Raw genomic sequence first — 21,600 nt, forward strand, 5'->3', positions numbered from 1 at the left:
GTCAGGCCTCTTCCAGCGCTTCCAGTTCGTCGATGATCCGTTCGATCACCGAGAGGCCCTTCTTCCAGAAATCCGGATCGACCGCGCTCAGTCCGAACGGTGCCAGAAGTTCGGAATGATGCTTGGTGCCGCCCGCCTTCAGAAGGTCGAAATACTTCTCCTGGAAGCCCGTTTCCGCTTCCTCGTAAACCGCATAGAGCGAATTCACCAGGCAGTCGCCGAATGCATAGGCATAGACATAGAACGGCGAATGGATGAAGTGCGGAATGTAGGTCCAGAAGGTTTCATAGCCTTCGCTCAACTTGATCGCGGGCCCTAGGCTTTCACCCTGCACGGACAGCCACAGTTCCCCGATCTTGTCCGACGTCAGCTCACCGTTGCGCCGTTCTGTGTGAACCTTGCGCTCGAAGGTGTAGAAGGCGATCTGGCGCACCACGGTGTTGATCATGTCCTCCGCCTTGGAGGCCAGCATCACCTTGCGGGTCTGCGGATTGTCCGCCTTGGCAAGCAGGGATTTGAACGTCAGCATCTCGCCGAAGACGCTGGCCGTTTCGGCCAGGGTCAGCGGTGTCGGCGCCATCAGCGGCCCGTTGGGCGCTGCCAGCACCTGGTGAACACCATGGCCAAGCTCATGCGCCAGGGTCATCACGTCGCGGATCTTGCCCTGGTAGTTGACCAGCACATAGGGGTGCGCGCTTGGCACGGTCGGATGGGCAAAGGCACCGGGGGCCTTGCCGGACCGGGCCGGTGCATCGATCCAGCGCCGGTCGAAGAACCGGCCCGCGATTTCCGCCATGTCGGGGGAAAACGCGCTGTAGGCGGACAGGACCGTGTCTTTCGCTTCGTCCCAGGGGATCACCCGCGTGTCGGCGTTCGGCAGGGGCGCGTTGCGGTCCCAGGTGTTGAGCTGGTCCATGCCCAGCCACTTTGCCTTCAGCTTGTAGTAGCGGTGCGACAGGCGCGGATAGGCATCGCGCACGGCGGCCACCAGCGCGTCGACCACTTCCCGCTCGACCCGGTTGGACAGATGGCGGCTGTCGGCAATATCCGTGAAATTCCGCCAGCGGTCGGAAATTTCCTTGTCCTTGGCCAGCGTATTGGTGATCAGCGTGAAGGTGCGCAGGTTTTCCTTGAACGTCTTCGTCAGGGCTTCCGACGCCTTGCGCCGGGTTTCGGACTTGGGGTCCACCAGCAGGTTGAGCGTCGGCTCGATGGACAGTTCCTGTCCGTCGACATCGAAGGTCAGCGAGGCCATCGTCTCGTCGAACAGCCTGTTCCAGGCACCAGCGCCGGTAACGGACTTCTCGTGGAACAGTTGCTCCACCCTGTCTTCAAGCTGATAGGGCTTGCCCTTGCGCAGATCCTCGATCCAGGGCCGGTAATGCGCGAACTGGCCATCCTCGAGCGCCTTGTCCATCACGGCGTCGTCGATCTTGTTCATTTCCAGCGTGAAGAACAGAAGATGCGAACTTGCCGTCGTTATCTGCTCCTGCACATCGCCGTAGAATTTCTGCGACGCCGGTTTGATCGTGTTTTCCGAATAGACGAGACCGGCGAAGGAAATCAGCCTGCCCATCAGGTCTTCAAGGTCCTCATAGGCGCGAATTGCCGTGACCAGCGCGGAAACGTTGCTCTGAGCCATTTCGGCCAGCCGGCCCTTGTAGGAGGTCTCGAAGGTTTTTGACCGGTCGAGGATCTCCTTCAGATCGGCAGCAACCTCCGGCGCGTCGACGGCAGGATATAGATCCGTGAGGTCCCATTCGGGAAGAGACCCGAGATCTGCGGAAGCGGCGGCCTGCGGGGCAAAGACGGGATGTGGAATGGGCAAGTTTTCTCTCCGGTGCGTCTGCGGACGAACGGGTCCGGCAATCATCTGTTGTTAGAATTAGTAGGCCGGGAAAAGGTTCGCCCGCAATCAGAGTGTGAAAACTTTTTTGCCGACGCTTGGACGATTTGTTTACCCAATTGCGACCAGAATGGTTCGAAACGAGACAATTCGGGACGAGCGAAACCGCAAATGCAAGCACTCAGCGGCAAAATTCTCATTGTTGACGACGACCCCATCCAGCGCAGGTTGCTGCAGGAAGCCGTGAAGAAATTCGGCTACCGGTCGAAAACCGCCGAGAATGGCGCCGAAGCGGTGCGCATCATGTCGAGCGCAGAAGCAAGCGAGATCGATCTGATCATCCTCGATATGGTAATGCCCGAGCTTGATGGCCTGGGTGTTCTGGAGCGGCTGCGGTCCGACAAGAACGCAACGCCGGTGATCGTCCAGACCGCTCATGGCGGCATCGATACCGTTGTCACCGTGATGAATGCCGGCGCTCAGGATTTCGTGGTCAAACCAGTGGCACCGGAGCGGCTGAATGTCTCGATCCGCAATCTCTTGAAGACATCCGCGCTGGAAGGCGAGATCACCCGGATCCGCAAGCAGGCCTCCGGCACGCTGACCTTTGCCGACATCATCACCCACTCGCCGGCGATGGAACGGGTGATCAATCTCGGCAAGCGGGCGGCCGCATCGAACATTCCGATCCTGATCGAAGGGGAAAGCGGCGTCGGCAAGGAAATGATCGCCAGCGCCATCCAGGGCTCAAGTGACCGCAAATCCAAACCTCTGGTCACCGTCAACTGCGGCGCGATCCCTGACAATCTGGTGGAATCGATTCTCTTCGGACACGAGAAAGGCGCCTTTACCGGCGCGGTCGACAAACACATCGGCAAGTTTCAGGAAGCGCACGGCGGAACCCTGTTCCTAGATGAAGTCGGCGAACTGCCGCAGGATGTCCAGGTCAAGCTGCTGCGCGCCTTGCAGGAAAACGAGATCGACCCGATTGGTGCACGACGTCCCGTGAAGGTGGATTTCCGGCTGATTTCTGCAACCAACCGACGGCTGATCGATCAGGTGAAGGAAGGCGTCTTCCGCGAAGATCTTTATTACCGTCTGAACGTTTTCCCGATCTGGATCCCCCCGCTTCGCGACAGGCGCGAGGATATTCCGGCGCTCACCCGCCATTTCCTGGCCCGGTTCGCAGCCGAGGAAGGCAAGCCCCAGGTGGCAGGTGTTACCGCAGACACGCTCGCCATGCTTCAGGAGTATCATTGGCCGGGCAACATCAGGCAGCTTGAAAACGCTGTTTTCCGGGCGGTCGTCCTGTGCGATGGCCCGCAACTGACGATCAACGATTTCCCGCAAGTTGCCGCCGCTACGGAGCAGACAACGGCTCCTGGCGCTCCGCACCATCCGCAGGCACCAACGTCTTATGCGGACAGGTCGTCCGGCGGCGATCTTGCTGCGGCTCCGGTTCGCCCGAGCGAACCCACGGCCACGCCGCATCATGCTCCTTCAGCCCCGCCCCCTCAGGCAGGCTTCGAGCAAGCAGCGCCATTCGGCTTCATGCGCAACCTTGATCAGGATGGTCATGTGCGCAAGCTGACCGATATCGAAGAGGAATTGATTCGTGCTGCGATCAATCATTACTCCGGGCGCATGACAGAGGTTGCCAAACGGCTCGGAATCGGCCGGTCCACACTCTATCGCAAGCTGAAGGAATACGGGCTCGACGAAAGCGGTAGCGACGCGGCAGCCTGAATTGAGGCAAATCATAGCGCAAGCCGTCGATTTCGACGATATTTTGACGCATTCTCCGAGTAACCACCACTACCGGGGTGTTTTTGCACTACGCGCTTGCGCCGTTGCAGTTCTGCAACGATTATCAGCTAAGCGAAAATAGGGTAAAAACTTCTTAACCTGCGGCAGCTAGGGTATGTGACCTGCTGGGGAGCACGGGATGGGTGAAAGCCCTCAAAAACGGCGAGATAGAGATTGCGTACACGGTTAGTTGATTTCGACGCCGTCGGTTGGCTGAAGCGTGCCGCGAAAGCGGCCGGCGCGTTTGCTGTTGTGTCTGTGTGTCTGGTCACTTTTGCCCAGGCGGAGACGCGCACCCTGAAGCTGTACAACACGCACACGAAAGAGCGTGTCTCCATTACCTTCAAGAAAAACGGTCGCTATTTGCCCGACGGTCTGCGCGAAGCCAACCGCTTTCTGCGCGACTGGCGCCGCAACGAGATGACCAAGATCGATCCGGAGCTTCTGGATCTGGTCTGGGAAGTGTACCAGCAGGTGGGCGCGAGCCAGCCGATCCACGTCGTTTCCAGCTATCGGTCTCCCGCGACCAACAACATGCTGCGCAAGCGGTCCTCGGGCGTAGCCAAGAACAGCCAGCACACGCTCGGCAAGGCCATGGACTATTTCATTCCCGGCGTAAAACTTGCGACCCTGCGCGCCACCGGCCTGCGCAAGGAAGTGGGCGGCGTCGGCTACTATCCAAGGTCCGGCTCTCCGTTCGTTCACATGGACACCGGCAGCGTCCGTCACTGGCCGCGCATGAGCCGCTCCGAGCTGGCGCGCGTGTTCCCGGACGGCAAGACCCTTCACATTCCTTCCGACGGTAAACCGATGAGCGGCTACAAGGTTGCTCTCGCAGAAAGCAAATCCGGCCGCTCGAGAAGCTCCAAGCCCACGATCGTTGCGTCCAACTCGCGCTCCAGCTCCTCCAATGGCCTGAGCACCCGCGACCAGAAACTGACGAGCCCGGGCAAGCCCATTCCGGTGGCCGCGCAGAATGACAAGCCGTCTTCTGGCGGCGGCAACCTCTTCGCCAGCCTCTTTGGTGGTGGCAACAACCGCGACGGCAATGCAGCCAAGCGTCCGGGAGCCGTCGGCAACAATACACCGCCCGCGCCGATTACGGCCGAAGCGCCCGCCGTCGTGATCGAAAATCCGCCGGTTCCCAGCCGGAAAATCCTGGGCGACGAACCGGAAGCACCGGCAGCAGCACCGATTGTCGTTGCCAGCAGCGCTCCCATCGTGAAACCGCCTGCGGATATTCCCGCCGTCGCAGCAAGCAAGGCGCCACCGCCTGCGCCGAACACGCTTGACGCACAGCGGTTTGCCATCGAAACCGGTCAGCCGGGTGCTCAAAGCCCCGCGACGGGCTCCGTTCCAGAGAAAACGATCGATTCGCGGTTCCAGGTTGCCACGCGCACGCCGTTGCACAAGCCGAGCAAGGGCCTCAGCGACGCAGCCAAGGTCGCTGCAGCAAATCTTGGCCTGAGTGGCGATGTCCCCGTTCCGGGGTCCGCACCGACCGACGATCCGGTCGCTGCAATCGCGGCAGCCACTGGCACGTCGGTGCCCTCTCCGGTGCCCGCTCCCCGGTCGGACACCACGCTTGCCTACGCATCAGCCTCGGCGACACCGCCCAGCCTGAGCCGCTCGCTGCGGCCGTCAGTGACCGAACCTGCACGGACACAGGCCAACCGGCCGGCAGCTCCCGCCGCAACAGCCAAGGCCGCCCCGGCCCGCCAGCCGTCGGTTTCGGGCCGGATCCCGCGTGACCAGATTGTCGATCCGCTTGCCGGCTTTGCGAGCTTGCCAGACAAGTCCGCACCGACGCTTCTGTCCGGAGCAGGCACCACGCGGCATCAGGCGTTCGCTTCGCTCAGCCACCCCAACCAGCGCCAGCTGAAGAATGTGATGATGCCCGGCAACCGCTTTGTTTCCGCCAGCTTTGAAAGCAATCCTTACGGCGGCCTGCGCACAGACCGGTTCGACGGTCCGGCCGTCGTCATCCTTCCGGTCCGCTTCGCGCGCTGACCGGTCAGACGGAAAATTCAGACAAAAAAAGAGCGGCATTTCTGCCGCTCTTTTCATTTCAGAGTGCGGATCTTGCCGCTGATCAGCCTTCAGCGCCGCCGGCGCCGCCAGCCATGCCAAGTGCGTGCAGGTAGAGATCGAGAACCGCCTCTTCTTCTTCACGCTCATGAGGCTGCTTCTTGCGCAGGGAAACCACCTTTCGCAGGATCTTCACGTCAAAGCCGTTGCCCTTGGCTTCCGCATAGACGTCCTTGATGTCATCGGAGATGACTTTCTTTTCTTCTTCAAGACGCTCGATACGCTCTACGAATGCGCGCAGCTGGTCGCCTGCCACTCCACCGGGATCGGACATGTTTACTGTTTCTCCTTCTCGTTCTTCCTTGTCGCGCTCAGCGCGGTCTTAATGGCTGCGGCTGGTCTTCAGCCGCCGTCAATCACCTGGGCCGTGCGTTGCCAGACTGCGCATCGCCCGTCAAGCAGCGATGCGCGTCCAGGCAGATGCGGGCTCAATGCTGGGGTTTGTTCTTTTCGAAAGCGGCCTGCTGATCCGCCGTTGCCTCGGTCTGGTATTTGGCCTTCCAGTCGTCATAGGGCATGCCGTAGACGATTTCGCGGGCTTCCGACTTTTCCAGGGGAACACCCTTTTCCTGCGCAGCGTCCTGATACCAGTTGGACAGGCAGTTGCGGCAGAAGCCGGCCAAGTTCATCATGTCGATGTTCTGCACGTCGGTGCGCCCGCGCAGATGGTCCACAAGGCGCCTGAATACGGCAGCTTCCAGTTCGAGTTTCGTCTGATCGTCCATAGCGAAGGTCTCCCTGTCCCGGACCGGTGGCCCGGCCTTAAGCGGCGTCGCTGCGCGACTTGAAATGCTGGATGCGCCGGCAGTCGGACATGCCGGCAATTTTTCTGATGACCGGCTCGAGGCGGTCCGCCCATTCAAGCGCTCCGGCATCGTCGGCAATCAGGTCCTGTCGCAATTCCAGAAGCGCATGCGCCAGCCCACGGCGCGTTGCGTGCCGATACATTGTGTCGTTTTTGAGAGCCCCGTCATAAGGCTCATTGTCGCCCACAATGATGTCGTTCTGCGCCCTCAACCCCTCCAGCAGTGGATCAACGGCCCGCGGGTCGCTGTCCCAAAGGACGGTGACATGCCAGGGCCGCGGCACACCGCGCCAGACCGGCGTGAAGCTATGAATGGAAAAGATCACCGGCGGATCGTTCACCTTGATCATCGCGTCCAGTGTCTGGTCGATGAGGTCGTGATAGGGTTTGTGAAACCGGTCGATCCTGTTCGCCCGCTCGGTCGTGTCGACCTTGGCATTGCCCGGCACGACAGCGCCGTCCGACAGGCGCATGATCAACGTCGGATCGTCATCGCCCCGGTTGGGATCGATCAACAGACGCGAATAAGTGGTCAGGCACGCCGGCGCATTCAGCCGCTTCGCCAATTCGAGCGTAACCGCGCGCGCGCCGATGTCATAACCGATGTGCCGCTCGAACTGTTCGGCCGGAACGCCGAGATCGCCATAGGGCTCCGGAACGGTATTGCGGGCATGGTCGCACAGGAGCAGCAATCCGGACGCTAAATCGCCATTGACATATTCGGTCGGCTGAAAGGCCCGGCCGGTTTCGGCAGCTGGTTCTATCATGTCTCGCTTCGTGGAAACTTCTGTGGCTCACTATCGTGCAGGCGGTCAGGTTTACGGCAAACCAGCGAAGGAACCAAGCCCGAAAACACCGCTTTCAGACGGCGTTTCTGCAGACCATCCACACCTTCCGCACGCCAGCGCCCGATCTGTACCCCTGCGATTTTGCCAAGGTCTTCACAACGCGGTATACGCTTTATTGACATCTATCGACGATCTGAGGCGGAGCGGTCATGTTCCCGCCCCATTTCTGACGGCATAGGGGGTGGGACTGTTCAATTGGACAAAAAATCCGGGCGGTTCGGGAAACAAGTCTGGGCGAAAGACTGCGTATCCCGTTAACGACGTTGACAAGGCCCCCTTGTCGACGCAAAAAGCGAATGTCTGTAAAGCAGCAAAGCGAACGACTGCATATGTTTAAGGTTGGGGAACGGAACCAGGGCGGGTCTCGGGCATGTGTCAGCGTGCCTGTGAAATTTGCCTTTGCTGCTTTCCTTGCCGTGCTGTTTTTCTCCGCATCCAGTGACGAAGCCAGAGCCGATCTGCGGCTTTGCAACAAGACCGACAGTCAGGTTGGTGTGGCCATCGGCTACAAGGACAAGACCGACTGGGTTACCGAAGGCTGGTGGAACCTTGCTTCCAACTCCTGCGAGACCCTGGTACCCGGGGCACTGGTGTCACGATACTATTACATCTACGCAGTTGATTATGACCAATTCGGCGAATGGGGTGGCCGGGCGTTCATGTGCACCCGGGAAAAGGAATTCACCATTCGCGGAATTGAAGACTGTGTGGCTCGCGGATTCGAGCGGACGGGCTTTTTTGAAATCGACACGGGCGAACAGAGCAGCTGGACGGTCCAGCTGACCGAACCCGTGCAACAGGGGACAGGTGGGCGATGAGGCGTAACCGGCGAGTCAAAATTCTTGCAACTCTCGGACCCTCTTCCTCAGAACAAGACATCATCGAAAAACTGTATCGCTCAGGTGCGGACGTCTTCCGCATCAACATGAGCCATACCGATCATGATCGTCTGAAGATGCTTGTCGAACGCATCCGTTCTGTTGAGGAGAAGGTTGGACGGCCGATCGGCATTCTGGCCGATCTGCAGGGGCCCAAGCTGCGCGTGGGAACCTTCGCCGACGGTCCGGTCATGCTGGAAAACGGCGCAACCTTCACACTGGACGCCGACAAGTCCAGCGGCAACGTGGACCGTGTGCATCTGCCGCATCCCGAAATTCTTCAGGCGCTCGAGCCGGGCCACCGCCTGCTGCTCGACGACGGCAAGATCCAGCTCAAGGTTCTGGAAGCCGACCGCACCAAGGCGGTGACGGAAGTCATCGTCGGCGGCAAGCTGTCCGACCGCAAGGGCGTCAGCGTTCCCGATTCGGAAATCGCGACCAGCGCCATGACCGAAAAAGACCATAAGGACCTGATCGCGGCGCTCGACCAGAATGTCGACTGGGTTGCCCTGTCCTTCGTGCAACGCCCGGACGATATCGCCGAAGTGCGCAAGATCACCCGTGGCCGCGCCGGCGTTCTGGCCAAGATCGAAAAGCCCCAGGCCATCGGCCGGCTGGACGAGATCATCGAGCTGTCCGACGCCATCATGGTTGCCCGTGGTGACCTGGGTGTTGAACTGCCGCTGGAACAGGTTCCCGGCCTTCAGAAGCGCATCACCCGCGCCTGCCGCCGTGCCGGCAAGCCGGTCGTGATCGCCACGCAGATGCTGGAATCCATGATCAACGCACCGGTGCCGACCCGCGCCGAGGTGTCCGACGTTGCCACCGCCGTCTTCGAAGGCGCAGATGCCGTCATGCTGTCGGCAGAATCCGCCGCCGGTGAATTCCCGATCGAGGCGGTCTCCACCATGGACAAGATCGCCCAGCAGGTGGAACAGGATCCCAACTACCGCACCATCATCTACGCTCAGCGGACCGAACCGGAAGCTACCGGCGCCGACGCGATTTCGGCAGCAGCCCGGCAGATCGCCGAAACGCTGAACCTGGCCGCTGTCGTCTGCTACACGACCTCCGGCGCGACGGGCCTGCGCGCCTCGCGTGAGCGTCCGTCCAGCCCGGTGATCGTTTTGTCGCCGGTGCTTGCGACCGCACGCCGCCTGTCGCTTGGCTGGGGCCTGCACTGCGTGGTCAGTGAAGACGCCGCCAACGAGGAAGACATGATCGACCGCGCCTGCCGCATCTCCTTCTCCGAGGAGTTTGCAAAACCGGGCCAGCGTATCATCGTGACCGCGGGCGTTCCCTTCGGCACGCCGGGCTCCACGAACATGCTGCGGATTGCCTTCGTCGGCAACGACGGCCAGGGCGGTATTTGACGATCTAATCGGTTAAACAGACCGGATCACGAGAAGGCGGCCTCCAGGCCGCCTTTTTCATTCCGCCGGCACGGCTTCGGTCTCTGCTTCAGCCGCCCTCGCCTTGCGACCGGACCCAGCGACCCGTTCCACCAGCCTGTCGATACCGGACACGATCTGAGCCGTGTGGGTATGCTGCGGCATGTGCCCCGCCGCGCCCAGCATCAGCAGTTCCGCGTCCGGAAGATCCTGCAACAAGCCTTCACAATGGATCGATGGCCAGACCACCGTATCTTTCGTTCCCGTGATGATCAGGGACGGTTGGCCAAGTTGCCCATATCGCCTCGACTGCTGCCGAACAGCCTGCTTCAGACTGCAGATGTCCGCCGCATTCGAGCGAAAGCTTTCGGGCCGGAACAGCAGCGGCAGACGGACCGACGCAGCATAGCCGGCAACCGGCGGATCGGGATGGAAGACATGCTTCAGCATTTGCGGCACCAGCCGCTCACCGACCGGGATCGTCAACGTTCTGGAAAACAGCCAGCCGACGACGGGCAGTGCCGCAACCGTGTAGTACCAGTTGACCCCACCGGGCCACACGTGGCTGACGGGTGCCAGGAAGACGAGCCCTTTTACCCGCTCCGGCGCGGCAAGGCCCACTGCCGCCGTTACGGCCCCTCCGAGCGAATGTCCCACCACAATGGCCGACTCGATGCCAAGGTGCGCAATCAGACCGGTGATCAGCTTTGCCTGGCTTTCCGGTGTGTTACGCCCTGATCTGGAGCGCTGCGAGAACCCAAGCCCAGGCCGGTCGATGAAGAGCAGCGGGTAACGGCCCTCAAAAGCCCCTTCAAACGCAAGCTTCATGTCATAGGCATTGCCGCTGGCTCCATGCAGGAACACCAGCACAGGCTGCCCACTGGCCGCCTGAGATGCAGGCACGAAGTGATAGTGCATTTGCGCTCCATCCACCTCTGCAAGACTGCCGTCGGGTACATAGACACGCGAAATCTGCCTTGCCCTGAAAAGAGAGTAGGCGACAAACAAAACGGCGGCGGCGAGGAGGACAGTCAGGAATGAAATCATAATGCGGACATAGCACTGCGCCATCTGCAATCAAGTCTGGCGGCAAACAAGTCTGCACCATTAAAGTCTGGCAGCACGCGAGGAAAAGGGAGAGCCGTCCTCAGGCGGGTTCGCCCTCGGCATCCTTTTCCAGGTCCTTCACGGCCTTGTTGGCATTTTCCAGGCTGGGGTTGATTTCAAGTGCTCGCTTGAAAGTCGTCAGCGCTTCGCTTTCAAAGCCCAGACGCCGCTGGATAATCGCAAGGCCCGACAAGGCACCCCAATGACGCGGTTCCAGCGCCAGCGTGCGCTCGATATCCACCAGGGACTTGCCGAAATCCTCTTGCATGTAGTGGACGGTCGCACGCCTGTTCCAGCCTTCCGCATAAGTCGGCTTCAGGATCACGACCGTGTCCAGCAGATCAAGCGCCAGGGCATGATCGTCGGCCTGGATGGCCTTGCCGGCGCGGGACATCAGCACGTCCACCGTATCGCTGCCCGAATCCATCCAGAGCATCTGAATTTCCCGCCCGATACGCGCGGCTTCCTTCGGATTGTCCGATTTGGCCAGGTTGGCAAAGAGTTCATCCAGACGGGATTGCTCGTCGTCGGGATCGCTCTCCTCGACAACCACCTGCCCACCTTCTTCCGGAAGTTCGTCGGGTAGCGCGTTGAAGTCTTCGGCAGACGGCGGCTCTGCCTCCGGACCAAGATCCGGAACAGGTTGGGCGCTCGCGATACTGGCGCCGGCGAAAAACAGAAAGGGAAACACAAAAATCCGCATCCGACGATTATGGATCGTTGGATGCGGCGGTCAATCCTGCAATTTGACACATCTTCGTGCGCCACGTTGGCGGGGACCCGTTCCACTCCCGCTACAGCAAGACAATGTCTTGTTCAGCAAGAGATTTCCTGGTCTTCCGCCACGCGATGCGCAGCAGCAAGATTAGCCCTGGCGCGCTTTGAAACGCGGGTTTTTCTTGTTGATGATGTAGACGCGGCCTTTGCGGCGAACCATGCGGTTGTCGCGGTGGCGGGTCATGAGCGCTTTGAGCGAGTTCTTGATCTTCATGTCACTGTCCCCACAAGGGTCCTGCTTCTTTAAACCAAATGAGCGCCAAAGGCGCTCACGTTTGACTGGATTGGCCTTGAAGCAGCGGCAGGTCCTGCGCCTATCTTCAGATCAACCCGCGCTTCTCGAAACCTCAATCAGCGCAATAATGGTGGGCGTGACAGGGATTGAACCTGTGACCCCTTCGATGTCAACGAAGTGCTCTCCCGCTGAGCTACACGCCCGAATTTCTCGGTAGTCCGGCGCCCCAGCGCCGTGGTGGAGTGCGATATAACGGGGATCGGCAAACTGTGCAACCCCCCTTTTTCACCGAACCGTCAAAATTTCCCCAGCCCGGTTGGCACTCCCAGTTTTCCGCGGCGTCAACGCCTTGTCAGGCCGCCAGCATGCGCTCCACTTCCTGCACGAGGTCTTTCAGATGGAACGGCTTTGAAAGGACTTTCGCGTCCTTCGGAGCATCCGATTCCGGGTTCAGCGCAACGGCGGCAAACCCCGTGATGAACATCACCTTTAGGTCCGGATCGAGTTCGGTCGCCCGGCGGGCCAGCTCAATCCCGTCCATTTCAGGCATCACGATGTCGGTCAGCAGCAGTGAGAACGGTTCTTCGCGCAGGCGCTCATAGGCGCTTCTGCCGTTATCGAACGAAACGACGTCGTGACCGGCATTTTCCAGCGCCTTCGCCAGAAAGCGGCGCATGTCATTGTCATCTTCGGCAAGCAGGATACGCGGCATCGTAATTGACCAGGTCCTTTGTTCGTGTGGGTTATGTTCCCTTTCTGCCGGTTATAGCTCGAATTCCACAGAATGATAGGGTGAATTGGATCACACAGCCACGGTGTGGATAGCCAGTTGTTGAGAACGCCGCCCCTTTGACGTTTCCGCACGGCAAGGCTTCTTACGCAAGGGAAAAGCGCCCGACCGTCTCCCTTGACTGCGCACGGTGGGTGCACGAAGCCCGCACGGACCGTCCGGCCCCGCCGTCAACCGAGGCATCATTGCCCACAAGCGCGCACGCTTTTGATGCTGTCGAGGTGGACGGCGCACCGATTCCTTGGCACCATAGGAAACGGCCTGCACCGGGCGCCAACCAGGACACAGCATTGACGGACGACAAGCAGCCTTCCTCCCCAGCCTCTTTCGAGGCGGATTTCAACGGCTTTCCCGCTTTCGAAGTTCTGTGCCCGGCAGACCAGAGGGTGCCGTTCGTTTTCAATTCGCCTCATTCCGGCCGGCAGTATTCCAAAGGCTTCCTTGCCTCCTCCCGTCTGGACGAAATAGCGATCCGGCGGTCGGAAGACGCTTTTGTCGATGATCTTTTCGCCCATGTCGTGCCGCTCGGCGCGCCGCTTCTGCGTGCGCACTTTCCCAGAGCCTACCTCGATGTGAACCGCGAACCCTACGAACTCGATCCGAAAATGTTCGACGGACGCCTGCCGACCTATGCGAACAGCCGCTCGATCCGGGTGGCAGGTGGTCTTGGAACCGTGGCCCGCATCGTCAGCGAGAACCACGAGATCTATCGGCACAAGCTGCCTGTTGCAGAAGCGCTCAGCCGGGTAGAGGAAATCTACAAGCCGTATCACACCACATTGCGACGCCTGCTGGCACAGACGCACGTAACCTTCGGCTACGCCGTTCTGATCGATTGCCACTCGATGCCGTCCAACGTGAAATGCCAGACAACCGACACAAGGCCGGACTTCATCCTTGGCGACCGCTACGGCACAAGCTGCAGCAGCGACCTGACGGAATTTGCCTGCTCGGTTCTGAAGGAAATGGGCTATACCGTCTCTCGCAACAAACCCTATGCAGGCGGCTTCATCACCGAACATTACGGTCGCCCCACAAGCGGCCTCCATGCCCTCCAGATCGAAATCAACCGCGGCCTCTACATGAACGAGGTCACGCACCAGCCAACTCCGGGCTTCGGCGACCTCTTTCATAACCTGCGCCAGTTCGCCCGCGAGCTGACCTCCATGCCGGACGCCGCCTTACCGGCGGACTCCATCGCAGCGGAATAAAATCTCAGGACAAAAAAAAAGGCCGCTCTCGAAAGAGGCGGCCCGAGTCTAGGGAGGAAACGCCCAAGGAGGGCGGTACGACACAACGTATCGCACCGCAATAAAATCGCATTGCACCGCACAAACGTCAAGACCGACAGCCCTCTCAAACTGATCAAAGTATGAGCAGTCATTCAGGTTTTGCAGATTCATTTTTTTGCAGAACAGGTTATACAAGCGGCAATTCGTAATAATTTCGGTTTCGCGCGGTTTCCGAAGCCAGGAGGTAATGATGTCGACAGGGCCTGTTTCCAGCTCAAATATGTTTGCCCCGTTCCTGGACAGGCTCGCGGAAGCAGCCAGTGGCGCGATCATGCCGCATTTCCGCCAGGGCTTTGCAATCGACAACAAGCGGGAAGCCGGTTTTGACCCTGTCACCATTGCCGACAGGAACGGCGAAACCGCAATGCGCGCCCTGATCAACGAAACCTATCCGGACCACGGAATCCTTGGCGAAGAACACGGTCCGGAAAATCTCGACGCGGAACATGTGTGGGTGCTCGACCCGATTGACGGCACGCGCGCCTTCATCACCGGCCTGCCCACCTGGGGAACGCTGATCGGCCTCAGGACCAGCGGCATTCCGAGCCTCGGAATGATGGTTCAACCCTATATCGGCGAGCGCTTCGGCGGCGATGGCAAGACGGCCTGGTACGATGGCCCCCTGGGCGGAAGACAGCTTCAGACACGCCCCTGCGCCAGCCTGGAAGATGCCACTATTTTCACCACCACTCCTGCGCTTTTTACCGAGGGGGAACGCCAGGCTTTCGACAAGATCGAAGATGCCGTGCAACTGTCCCGCTACGGGACCGACTGCTACGCCTATTGCATGGTCGCGGCCGGCCATGGCGACGCGGTAATCGAATCCGGTCTGCAAGCCTATGATATCGTTGCCCTTGTGCCGATCATTGAAGGCGCCGGCGGTGTTGTCACCACATGGACCGGCGGCTCACCGGCAGATGGTGGCCAGATCGTTGCGTCAGGCGATCCGCGTCTGCATGAAATTCTTCTGCGGGACCTGGCAAGAGCTGCCTGACGGCCCCCACGGCCTCATCAGGGTGCAGGATCAGCTTGTGGCGCGGTCCAGCGCCTGTTCGGCCTCAAGACCCGGAACAAAGGCATCGAACGCCGCCCAGAACTGATCGCGGAAGACATCACGCTCCATCATGAGTTCATGCTCGGCGCCTGCGATTTCCACATAGGCTGCCGCCTTCGCCCGTGCGACGAAATCCTCGATCATGGGCGTTGAGACGATCCGGTCGTTCCCTGCCGCAAGCACAAGGCAGGGCAACTTGATGTTCGGCCCGGCTGCCCGCCGGCGCAGCGCCAACATGGCCCGACCGGTCGCGGCCAGCCATCCGAGCGTCGGGGAGCCGACACCCAGTTCCGGTGCCTTTTCCAGAACCTTGTTGAATCGTTCGAAGCGAACCCTGTCGGTGGTTTGCCGGTTGACCTCATAGGCCACGGCAATCTCGGCGTTTCCTCCGGGCACAAACAGCCTGCCCAGGCCGAAAAGGGACAACACCCGCGCAGTTGGAATGGCAACCTTTTCGATCAGCCAGGATGTCTTGGGGGCGGTTGCCTTCAGTCCCGGACGCCCGAACAGACCGAACGTGAGCTTGCGCAAGATCCAGCGATAGCCGGTTACAAGGCCGGGTGACCATGTTCCCGTCGGCAGGCCCAGAAGCGGTGCGGTCAGCACCGCCCGGTCCAGCATGGTCCGCAGCCTGTCGGTATCGGACAGGACCACGAGCGCGCCGGTGGAATGGGCCAGCGCAAAATGCGGCCCGGGATAGGTCGCCAGCGAGACTTCCTTGAGCACCGTGCGCAGATCCAGCTTGTACTTGTTGAAGTTCGAAACGTGGCCGCGCCTGGGGTTGCGGGTCAATCGTTGAGAGCCGCCCTGCCCGCGCCAGTCGAACGCAATGACGGCAAAGCCCCGCTTGCGAAGATCCCCGATCACCTCGAAGTATTTTTCGATAAACTCCGCCCGCCCCTGAAGCAGGGTAACCGTGCCCTTGCGCCGGGCGCCCGCGGCCGGCCAGTGTGCATACCGGATCTTCTTGCCGTCCGGCGTCGTGACGAACCCGGATCGCGCGCCGTCTGGCACCGGATTGTCGGGATGATCGATCAGGGTCATGCGATGCGAATCACTCGGGTTCGTTGGGAGCTTATTTCTCAAACAGATAAAGGTTTTTCGTCAAGAACTCGTCACCCGTGCCGGCGCTGGTGGCTCCGTTCGGCGCACACGCGTACCCTACGTCATACCCGGCTCTCGCATCCGCCTCAACAAGGTTCAGGCCGGCTCCCTGGGAAGCCGGCCCTGAAAATGTCAGATAAGGTTGATCAGCCGATCAGTACCAGCGGCGCTGCCACTCACCGCGATGACCGATCGGCTGGCTGCGAACGATGTTGGCATTCCGGCTATCGACAACCAGCCGAACCGGCATACCGCGCCAGCCCTTTGCCCGCACGATGTACATCGGGCCGCGGCGGTCGAGGATGCGGATATGGTCAAAACCACGGTGGCGCAGGCTGCGGCGGATCTGGCGCGGGCCCATTTCGAAGTGGCGGCCACCATGACGGCCATCCCAGTTGCCACCACGCCCGTTCCCGCGGCGATGATCGACCTTGACCACCAGCTCGGCCTTGGCCGGTTCGATCTGGGTCTTGCCGGCCAGCGGCGCAGCAGACGCGGTGGAAATGAAACCGGCGGAAACCAGCAGAATGGCACCGGCGATCGGGGCGGACAATTTCGAAACATTGGCAAACATCTTCAAATCTCCAGTCTGTTCCGCCAGCGCCGTGCTGACGTTGGACTGAAGATGCACCGGGCCACTTGAACGCAAACGGAAGGCATCGTTCATGTGGCGTTCATGTTTCGGCGACAGCCGCTCTTGCCTGCCCTCTTGAAATGAAAATCCGAATTACCAAATCTCCTCATGCAAGCGCCAACATGGGTTTGCACCGCAGCCTGTCCCGCCATTCCGGGGGACGAAGGACTGCTCAACATCAGTGAAGTATCAGTTGCTCAAGAGAGGACAGACACATGCGTCACTTCGACTTTTCTCCGCTTTACCGCTCCACCGTCGGTTTCGACCGGCTTTTCTCGATGCTCGATGCCGCCGGCAACGAAGCCCCGAGCTATCCGCCCTATAACATCGAGCGCACGGGCGAAAACGCCTATCGCATCACGATGGCAGTGGCCGGTTTTTCCGACGACGAACTGAGCGTCGAAGCCAAGGAGCACACGCTCACGATCAAGGGTGAAAAAGCTGAAGAAGATGCCGGCCGGGAAATTCTCTACCGTGGCATTGCCTCGCGCACCTTTGAACGCCGCTTCCAGATTGCCGAACACGTTCGCGTGGAAGGCGCAAGCCTCGAAAACGGCTTGCTGCACGTCGATCTTGTCCGGGAAATTCCTGAAGCCATGAAGCCGCGCAAGATTGAAATCACCAGCGGTGAAACCAAGCAGATTGAAACCACGGCGCACTAAGCGTCGGGTTCAGCTTGCTGAAATCGCATCTTTGGGGCGCCTGGGTAACCAGGCGCCTTTTTTAATGGCTTGTGTGCGGAAGATCACTAACTGCAACCGGCTCTCAAACCGTCCCGGCAAGCACTTTCAAAAACGCGTCGACGTCTTCATCCGTCGTTGCGAAACTGGTGACCAGACGCATGCAGGCTTCGTCTGCGGCAGGAGCGTGACCTTTGGCAAGACCCTTGGCAGGCCACTCGTAGAGCCTGGCTCCGGCCGCCTGCAGCGCTTCCATCTGGCTGCGCTTGAGGATCGGAAACAGCTCGTTGGCCTCCACCGCCCAGGCAGTTCGCCCGCCGGCTTCCCGGATGCCTTCGGCAAGGCGCGTCGCCATGCCGTTGGCGTGGCTTGCGGTCGCCAGCCAGGTGTCGTCTTCGAAATAGCCTTCGAACTGGGCAGCCACAAACCGGCTCTTGGAAAACAGGTGACCACCGCGCTTGCGGAAATATTCGAAGGATTTTGCCGCTTCCAAGTCGAAAAACACCACCGCTTCGGCGCACCAGCAGCCGTTTTTGGTGGCTCCGAAGGACAATACGTCTACCCCGGCCTTCCAGGTCATGTCGGCAGCCGAACAGCCCAGTGTCACAAGGGCGTTGGCGAACCGTGCACCGTCCATGTGAAGCGGTACGGACCGCGAGCGGCAGACCTCCTTGATGGCGCTGATTTCATCCAGCGTGTAAACAGTGCCGCATTCGGTTGCCTGGCTGATGGAAACGGAGGCCACCTGACCGTGATGAACAACGCCGTCCGGCACCTGCGCCATCTTTTCACGAAGCGCATCAGCAGAGAACCGGCCATTTGCCCCTTCGACGCTGAGGAGTTTGTTGCCGCCGGTCATGAACTCGGGGCAATTGCACTCGTCAACCTGGATGTGTGCGGCGGAATGGCAGAAGATCGCCCCGCCCGGCTTGGCAAAGGCAGCCAGCGCCAGAGAATTCGCCGCCGAACCGGTCGCCACGAAAAACACGGCAACTTCCCGTTCGAAGATCTCGTTGAAGGTGGCGGAGACGGCCTCGGTCAAAGGGTCGGTGCCGTAGGCAGGCGAGAACCCTTCATTATGGCGGGCCAGCGCCGACATCACCGCCGGAGCCGCACCCGCCCAATTGTCGCTAGCAAAATTCATGTGCCGGTTTAATCACTTGGCATCACAACCGGCAACTGGTTTTTCAGTAGTACATCTCGCGTTTGCGATAAGACCGGCCAAGCAGCCAATCGAGCGAAACCACACCCGGCCCCTTGAGCACCGGCACCAGCAGCAGGAAGATCCAGAGCAACCGGTCGTCGGCAATGATCGCGTAAGGCTCGCCGTCGAACAGGGCTCCGATGGTCTTTGCATCGGCCCCATGCCCGTAAACATCGACATAGGTCATCACGCAGATGAAGACGATCATGCCGAGGCTGGCAAAGCGGGTGAAAAGACCGACAACCACCATGACCGGCAGAACGAATTCACCCCAGGTGCCCAGAAGCACCATGAGACCATAGGGAAAGAAGGCAATCTGGCTGGTGTCGTAGCTGACCTGCTCCATCATCTTCGGCAGCATCTGCGCATAGGCACCTGCGGTCGGCGTGAAGATGTTCATGATGCTGCCACCGATTTTCGTCATCGCCGAGTTCAGGAAGAACTGCAGCAGGATCGCGGCAAAAATGAACCGGGCGGCGAGCCCGATGAACCAGCCGTCCGTCAGCCTTTCCAGAGCTCCGAACACCATCGTGTAGAGCCTGACAAAAAATCCAATCAGCACACCCATTTAATCCCCCTTGATCAGGCAGCTTCCATTTGCTGCGTGATTGTTAGTCGTTCAGAAGCAGACCGGAAAAAGCGCCTGCTGCAAGACAGTCCGACAGGCAATCGGACAAGGAAAACGATCCGTCTTCTTCCTGTGCCCGGCCTGCCGCATCTGCAAGCGTTTGCCCTTGCAGGAGATCCATCGCGAATGCGGCCCCGCCCGCACGCAGCAGAAAGACATTCACATCCACGTCAGGCCGGGTGATCAGCACCGATTGCGGTTCTGCAAGATCGATAGCGCCGGCCTCATCGGGCTCGAACCTGTTGGCCCGTGCGATCGCCCACACCGGCCAGTTGGACGACACCACATGCGCCGCCGGATGCGGCGTGAAACGAACATCGCCCAACCGCTGCGGATCGATCTGCGCCAGTGTGGCCGGATCGAGAGGCGCAGCATCCGCTGCATGGTAGGCCTGCAGCCAGGCCCATTCCAGCCGGGCAACGTCGCCCAGATAAGGATACGCCTGCAGCGGCGGGAAGGCGTTCAGAAAGTCCGCGAATTCGGCGCCATACCAGATCAAGACCGGCGATAGAGGCGGATGGGCCGTCACGAAGGCCCGGGCAAGCGCCTTGAAATAGTCCTCTCCCAGCAGCGTCTTCACCGCGGGAAAGGTTTCGCCCAGCGCGTCGCTCAGGCTGACGATAACGTTGTTGCGGTAGACATTGAACCGCTTGGGCGCCGTCTGTCCGTCTGGGCCGGTCAGCCCATCGGGCGTTGCCAGTTGCGGGTCGAGCAGCGCGCGTCCGAAAGAGGCGGCGTCGACCTGCGGAAGGGACAGGGAGCTGCGCATCTCAGACCGCTTGCTTTCTTCCGGCCCTTGCAGGCTGTGCCAGGATCCGGTCCGCCGCTTGCGCTTCGGCAAGCAGAACCGGCCAGGCAGGAACATTGTTGTCCCACTCGATCAGGGTCGGCAACGGGCCATTTGCGCCAATGACGTCTTCAAAGAGCTGCCAGACCGCCTGGTCGACCTCCCGGTCGTGAGCGTCGATCAGAAGCGGCCGGCCGGCGTCGTCCCGGTCCGGCGCATGGCCTCCAAGGTGAATTTCGCCCACAGCGGCCATCGGGAAAGCCGCGAGATAGTCGGTGGCAGATCTCTCGTGGTTTGTGCAGGACACATGAACGTTGTTGATGTCGAGCAGCAGACCACAGCCGGTCCGGCGCACGATCTCGCCCAGGAAGTCCAGTTCGCTCATCGTGCTTTGCGCGAACGCGACATAGGTCGACGGATTTTCCAGTAGCATCCGCCGGCCGACGGTTTCCTGCACTTCGTCGATATGGTCGCACACCCGGTTCAGCGTTGCCTCATCGTAAGGCACCGGCAAAAGATCGTTGAAATAGGTGGTGTCGTGGGACGACCAGGCCAGATGCTCTGAAAACAGCCCCGGCTCGTATCGCCGGTTCAGATCCGACAAGCGCTTGAGATGATCCTTGTCGAGCGGCTGTTCACCCCCGATCGAAAGACCGACGCCGTGAAGGGACAAGGGATACCGCTCGCGGATGGCTTCCAGCTGTCGATGCGGCGGACCGCCGGCCCCCATGTAGTTTTCGGCATGGACTTCGAAAAAGCCGATATCGGCGCCTGTTTGCAGAATATCCGCCACATGGTCCGCCTTCAGCCCAGCTCCGGCGCGTGCCGGAACAGCGGCTCCGCAACGCAGTGCCGGATCTGATCGGGTGTCGGAAACCATGGTGCTCTCCAGGTGGAAAATAGCGTGTCAGGCAGGCGCACTGGCTAGGGACAACTTCAGACCGGTTCGGCTGAAGCACCATGGCTGATGGCGTTGAAACACCTTGCATCTTACGCCCGGAGGGTAAATGCGGGCTTTCCAATTGCCTGCCTGAACAGGTGGCTGCGAACGCAGCCGGTTGAGGCCTATCAGGCTTCCGGAAGGTCGCGCTTGAGTTCCGTCAGAGAGCCATGACGGCCGCCGGGAACATCCATCGTCACACAGGTGCCTTTCGGAACAAGCGTCCAGGCATTGCCCTGATAGTCGACGGTCGACGTGCCTGCGCAGGTCGTGCCAGGGCCGGCCTTGCAGTCGTTTTGGCCCTTCAGGGACACCCCATAGCATTTTTCCTTGGCCTGGGCATGGGCCGGCACAGTTGACGAAAGCCCCGCAACCGCGGTTGCAACCGCACCGGCAACAATCGCTGCAGACATGGCCTTATGCTTCATATCGATCTCCTCTCTTCGTTCCAAATTCTCTACGATCCGGCGTTTTTGATGGGCCGCCAGTCACCCTCCGTAGATGACCCTATTGAAGATAAATAGGAAATCAAACGCATGTGACTGTTTTGCGAGCATAACCGCACAAAGTTTAACAAACGCAAGATTCTTACTTATTTCTCATCGGTTTTGAGCTTTCCGGACGATTGGCACTTTTTGCGCGAAACAATTATAATGAGGCGACGCAGAAACACTCTTGCTCATGACCGCGAAATCTGTCATGTTCG

22 protein-coding genes and 1 tRNA gene are annotated in these 21,600 nt (G+C 60.1%); 7 read left to right on the top strand and 16 right to left on the bottom strand.

What is annotated here, in order from left to right; translation table 11 throughout:
• Position 1: 1 nt before the first annotated feature.
• The gene (locus tag V1T76_RS20690; protein ID WP_442970154.1) at positions 2 to 1,873 is read right to left on the bottom strand and encodes a M3 family oligoendopeptidase; all 1,872 of its coding nucleotides are present in this window, start codon (positions 1,871 to 1,873) and stop codon (positions 2 to 4) included.
• Positions 1,874 to 2,017: 144 nt separating this feature from the next.
• On the opposite strand from V1T76_RS20690, the gene V1T76_RS20695 reads away from it, so the two are divergent.
• A complete protein-coding gene (locus tag V1T76_RS20695; RefSeq protein WP_330562578.1) occupies positions 2,018 to 3,592 on the top strand; it encodes a sigma-54-dependent transcriptional regulator in 1,575 nt (524 codons plus the stop codon).
• A 234-nt stretch (positions 3,593 to 3,826) separates the two neighbouring features.
• Positions 3,827 to 5,662 carry a DUF882 domain-containing protein gene (locus tag V1T76_RS20700; protein WP_330562579.1) on the top strand — a complete coding sequence of 612 codons (1,836 nt, stop codon included), beginning with the start codon at positions 3,827 to 3,829 and terminating at the stop codon, positions 5,660 to 5,662.
• Between the two features lie 82 nt (positions 5,663 to 5,744).
• On the opposite strand, the gene V1T76_RS20705 is transcribed toward V1T76_RS20700, so the two are convergent.
• The 3 genes from V1T76_RS20705 to V1T76_RS20715 form a co-directional block, all read right to left on the bottom strand.
• Complete coding sequence (locus tag V1T76_RS20705) at positions 5,745 to 6,014, bottom strand: DUF2312 domain-containing protein (RefSeq protein ID WP_040439064.1); 270 nt, start codon at positions 6,012 to 6,014, stop codon at positions 5,745 to 5,747.
• A 154-nt stretch (positions 6,015 to 6,168) separates the two neighbouring features.
• Positions 6,169 to 6,465, bottom strand: coding sequence for a DUF1244 domain-containing protein (locus tag V1T76_RS20710; RefSeq protein WP_006932200.1), 297 nt, complete (start codon positions 6,463 to 6,465; stop codon positions 6,169 to 6,171).
• Between the two features lie 37 nt (positions 6,466 to 6,502).
• Positions 6,503 to 7,312 carry an N-formylglutamate amidohydrolase gene (locus V1T76_RS20715; RefSeq protein ID WP_330562580.1) on the bottom strand — a complete coding sequence of 270 codons (810 nt, stop codon included), beginning with the start codon at positions 7,310 to 7,312 and terminating at the stop codon, positions 6,503 to 6,505.
• A 461-nt stretch (positions 7,313 to 7,773) separates the two neighbouring features.
• On the opposite strand from V1T76_RS20715, the gene V1T76_RS20720 reads away from it, so the two are divergent.
• Complete coding sequence (locus V1T76_RS20720; protein WP_006932202.1) at positions 7,774 to 8,211, top strand: DUF1036 domain-containing protein; 438 nt, start codon at positions 7,774 to 7,776, stop codon at positions 8,209 to 8,211.
• The gene (gene pyk / locus V1T76_RS20725; protein WP_330562581.1) at positions 8,208 to 9,644 is read left to right on the top strand and encodes a pyruvate kinase; all 1,437 of its coding nucleotides are present in this window, start codon (positions 8,208 to 8,210) and stop codon (positions 9,642 to 9,644) included. The genes V1T76_RS20720 and pyk overlap by 4 nt, the downstream gene beginning before the upstream one ends.
• A gap of 57 nt (positions 9,645 to 9,701) precedes the next feature.
• Here pyk and V1T76_RS20730 read toward each other — a convergent pair whose 3' ends face one another.
• From V1T76_RS20730 to cpdR, 5 genes are all read right to left on the bottom strand, one after another.
• Positions 9,702 to 10,580, bottom strand: a complete 879-nt coding sequence (locus V1T76_RS20730) for an alpha/beta fold hydrolase (RefSeq protein WP_330562582.1) — start codon at positions 10,578 to 10,580, stop codon at positions 9,702 to 9,704.
• A gap of 229 nt (positions 10,581 to 10,809) precedes the next feature.
• Positions 10,810 to 11,472, bottom strand: coding sequence for a tetratricopeptide repeat protein (locus V1T76_RS20735; protein WP_330562583.1), 663 nt, complete (start codon positions 11,470 to 11,472; stop codon positions 10,810 to 10,812).
• A 162-nt stretch (positions 11,473 to 11,634) separates the two neighbouring features.
• A complete protein-coding gene (gene ykgO / locus V1T76_RS20740) occupies positions 11,635 to 11,760 on the bottom strand; it encodes a type B 50S ribosomal protein L36 (RefSeq protein ID WP_006932207.1) in 126 nt (41 codons plus the stop codon).
• A gap of 149 nt (positions 11,761 to 11,909) precedes the next feature.
• Positions 11,910 to 11,984 (bottom strand) — tRNA-Val (locus V1T76_RS20745).
• 149 nt (positions 11,985 to 12,133) lie between these two features.
• Positions 12,134 to 12,493, bottom strand: a complete 360-nt coding sequence (gene cpdR, locus V1T76_RS20750) for a cell cycle two-component system response regulator CpdR (protein ID WP_006932209.1) — start codon at positions 12,491 to 12,493, stop codon at positions 12,134 to 12,136.
• A 443-nt stretch (positions 12,494 to 12,936) separates the two neighbouring features.
• Here cpdR and V1T76_RS20755 point away from each other — a divergent pair, with 443 nt between their 5' ends.
• Positions 12,937 to 13,782: an N-formylglutamate amidohydrolase gene (locus V1T76_RS20755; RefSeq protein WP_330562686.1), complete on the top strand. Its 846-nt coding sequence runs from the start codon at positions 12,937 to 12,939 to the stop codon at positions 13,780 to 13,782.
• Positions 13,783 to 14,050: 268 nt separating this feature from the next.
• A complete protein-coding gene (gene hisN / locus V1T76_RS20760; RefSeq protein ID WP_330562584.1) occupies positions 14,051 to 14,857 on the top strand; it encodes a histidinol-phosphatase in 807 nt (268 codons plus the stop codon).
• A 30-nt stretch (positions 14,858 to 14,887) separates the two neighbouring features.
• Here hisN and V1T76_RS20765 read toward each other — a convergent pair whose 3' ends face one another.
• Both V1T76_RS20765 and V1T76_RS20770 read right to left on the bottom strand, forming a co-directional pair.
• Positions 14,888 to 15,961, bottom strand: a complete 1,074-nt coding sequence (locus tag V1T76_RS20765) for an alpha/beta hydrolase (RefSeq protein WP_330562585.1) — start codon at positions 15,959 to 15,961, stop codon at positions 14,888 to 14,890.
• 214 nt (positions 15,962 to 16,175) lie between these two features.
• The gene (locus tag V1T76_RS20770) at positions 16,176 to 16,688 is read right to left on the bottom strand and encodes a hypothetical protein (RefSeq protein WP_330562586.1); all 513 of its coding nucleotides are present in this window, start codon (positions 16,686 to 16,688) and stop codon (positions 16,176 to 16,178) included.
• 182 nt (positions 16,689 to 16,870) lie between these two features.
• Here V1T76_RS20770 and V1T76_RS20775 point away from each other — a divergent pair, with 182 nt between their 5' ends.
• Positions 16,871 to 17,317 (top strand): Hsp20 family protein, encoded by a 447-nt coding sequence (locus tag V1T76_RS20775; protein ID WP_006932220.1) that lies wholly within the window; start codon positions 16,871 to 16,873, stop codon positions 17,315 to 17,317.
• 103 nt (positions 17,318 to 17,420) lie between these two features.
• On the opposite strand, the gene V1T76_RS20780 is transcribed toward V1T76_RS20775, so the two are convergent.
• The 5 genes from V1T76_RS20780 to V1T76_RS20800 form a co-directional block, all read right to left on the bottom strand.
• On the bottom strand, positions 17,421 to 18,479 hold the full coding sequence (locus V1T76_RS20780) for a threonine aldolase family protein (protein ID WP_330562587.1): 1,059 nt from the start codon (positions 18,477 to 18,479) through the stop codon (positions 17,421 to 17,423).
• Positions 18,480 to 18,522: 43 nt separating this feature from the next.
• The gene (locus V1T76_RS20785; protein ID WP_330562588.1) at positions 18,523 to 19,107 is read right to left on the bottom strand and encodes a DoxX family protein; all 585 of its coding nucleotides are present in this window, start codon (positions 19,105 to 19,107) and stop codon (positions 18,523 to 18,525) included.
• Positions 19,108 to 19,150: 43 nt separating this feature from the next.
• Positions 19,151 to 19,936, bottom strand: coding sequence for an HvfC/BufC N-terminal domain-containing protein (locus V1T76_RS20790; protein ID WP_330562589.1), 786 nt, complete (start codon positions 19,934 to 19,936; stop codon positions 19,151 to 19,153).
• Position 19,937: 1 nt separating this feature from the next.
• Complete coding sequence (gene bufB, locus V1T76_RS20795; protein ID WP_330562590.1) at positions 19,938 to 20,834, bottom strand: MNIO family bufferin maturase; 897 nt, start codon at positions 20,832 to 20,834, stop codon at positions 19,938 to 19,940.
• A gap of 188 nt (positions 20,835 to 21,022) precedes the next feature.
• Positions 21,023 to 21,322 carry a BufA1 family periplasmic bufferin-type metallophore gene (locus V1T76_RS20800; RefSeq protein ID WP_006932228.1) on the bottom strand — a complete coding sequence of 100 codons (300 nt, stop codon included), beginning with the start codon at positions 21,320 to 21,322 and terminating at the stop codon, positions 21,023 to 21,025.
• Positions 21,323 to 21,600 lie beyond the last annotated feature (278 nt).

Origin of the sequence: Roseibium sp. FZY0029 (genome assembly GCF_036350355.1) — a bacterium.
Taxonomy (GTDB): Bacteria; Pseudomonadota; Alphaproteobacteria; order Rhizobiales; family Stappiaceae; genus Roseibium.

Excerpts from the sequence above, each read along its gene's own strand:
- hisN (WP_330562584.1), top strand. The coding sequence starts at position 14,051 with ATGATGTCGACAGGGCCTGTTTCCAGCTCAAATATGTTTGCCCCGTTC.
- V1T76_RS20770 (WP_330562586.1), bottom strand. The coding sequence starts at position 16,688 with ATGAACGATGCCTTCCGTTTGCGTTCAAGTGGCCCGGTGCATCTTCAG.
- V1T76_RS20780 (WP_330562587.1), bottom strand. The coding sequence starts at position 18,479 with ATGAATTTTGCTAGCGACAATTGGGCGGGTGCGGCTCCGGCGGTGATG.
- V1T76_RS20790 (WP_330562589.1), bottom strand. The coding sequence starts at position 19,936 with ATGCGCAGCTCCCTGTCCCTTCCGCAGGTCGACGCCGCCTCTTTCGGA.
- V1T76_RS20715 (WP_330562580.1), bottom strand. The coding sequence starts at position 7,312 with ATGATAGAACCAGCTGCCGAAACCGGCCGGGCCTTTCAGCCGACCGAA.
- V1T76_RS20695 (WP_330562578.1), top strand. The coding sequence starts at position 2,018 with ATGCAAGCACTCAGCGGCAAAATTCTCATTGTTGACGACGACCCCATC.
- bufB (WP_330562590.1), bottom strand. The coding sequence starts at position 20,834 with ATGGTTTCCGACACCCGATCAGATCCGGCACTGCGTTGCGGAGCCGCT.
- V1T76_RS20785 (WP_330562588.1), bottom strand. The coding sequence starts at position 19,107 with ATGGGTGTGCTGATTGGATTTTTTGTCAGGCTCTACACGATGGTGTTC.
- V1T76_RS20735 (WP_330562583.1), bottom strand. The coding sequence starts at position 11,472 with ATGCGGATTTTTGTGTTTCCCTTTCTGTTTTTCGCCGGCGCCAGTATC.
- ykgO (WP_006932207.1), bottom strand. The coding sequence starts at position 11,760 with ATGAAGATCAAGAACTCGCTCAAAGCGCTCATGACCCGCCACCGCGAC.
- V1T76_RS20800 (WP_006932228.1), bottom strand. The coding sequence starts at position 21,322 with ATGAAGCATAAGGCCATGTCTGCAGCGATTGTTGCCGGTGCGGTTGCA.
- V1T76_RS20705 (WP_040439064.1), bottom strand. The coding sequence starts at position 6,014 with ATGTCCGATCCCGGTGGAGTGGCAGGCGACCAGCTGCGCGCATTCGTA.
- V1T76_RS20765 (WP_330562585.1), bottom strand. The coding sequence starts at position 15,961 with ATGACCCTGATCGATCATCCCGACAATCCGGTGCCAGACGGCGCGCGA.
- cpdR (WP_006932209.1), bottom strand. The coding sequence starts at position 12,493 with ATGCCGCGTATCCTGCTTGCCGAAGATGACAATGACATGCGCCGCTTT.
- V1T76_RS20730 (WP_330562582.1), bottom strand. The coding sequence starts at position 10,580 with ATGCACTATCACTTCGTGCCTGCATCTCAGGCGGCCAGTGGGCAGCCT.
- V1T76_RS20690 (WP_442970154.1), bottom strand. The coding sequence starts at position 1,873 with ATGATTGCCGGACCCGTTCGTCCGCAGACGCACCGGAGAGAAAACTTG.
- pyk (WP_330562581.1), top strand. The coding sequence starts at position 8,208 with ATGAGGCGTAACCGGCGAGTCAAAATTCTTGCAACTCTCGGACCCTCT.
- V1T76_RS20710 (WP_006932200.1), bottom strand. The coding sequence starts at position 6,465 with ATGGACGATCAGACGAAACTCGAACTGGAAGCTGCCGTATTCAGGCGC.
- V1T76_RS20775 (WP_006932220.1), top strand. The coding sequence starts at position 16,871 with ATGCGTCACTTCGACTTTTCTCCGCTTTACCGCTCCACCGTCGGTTTC.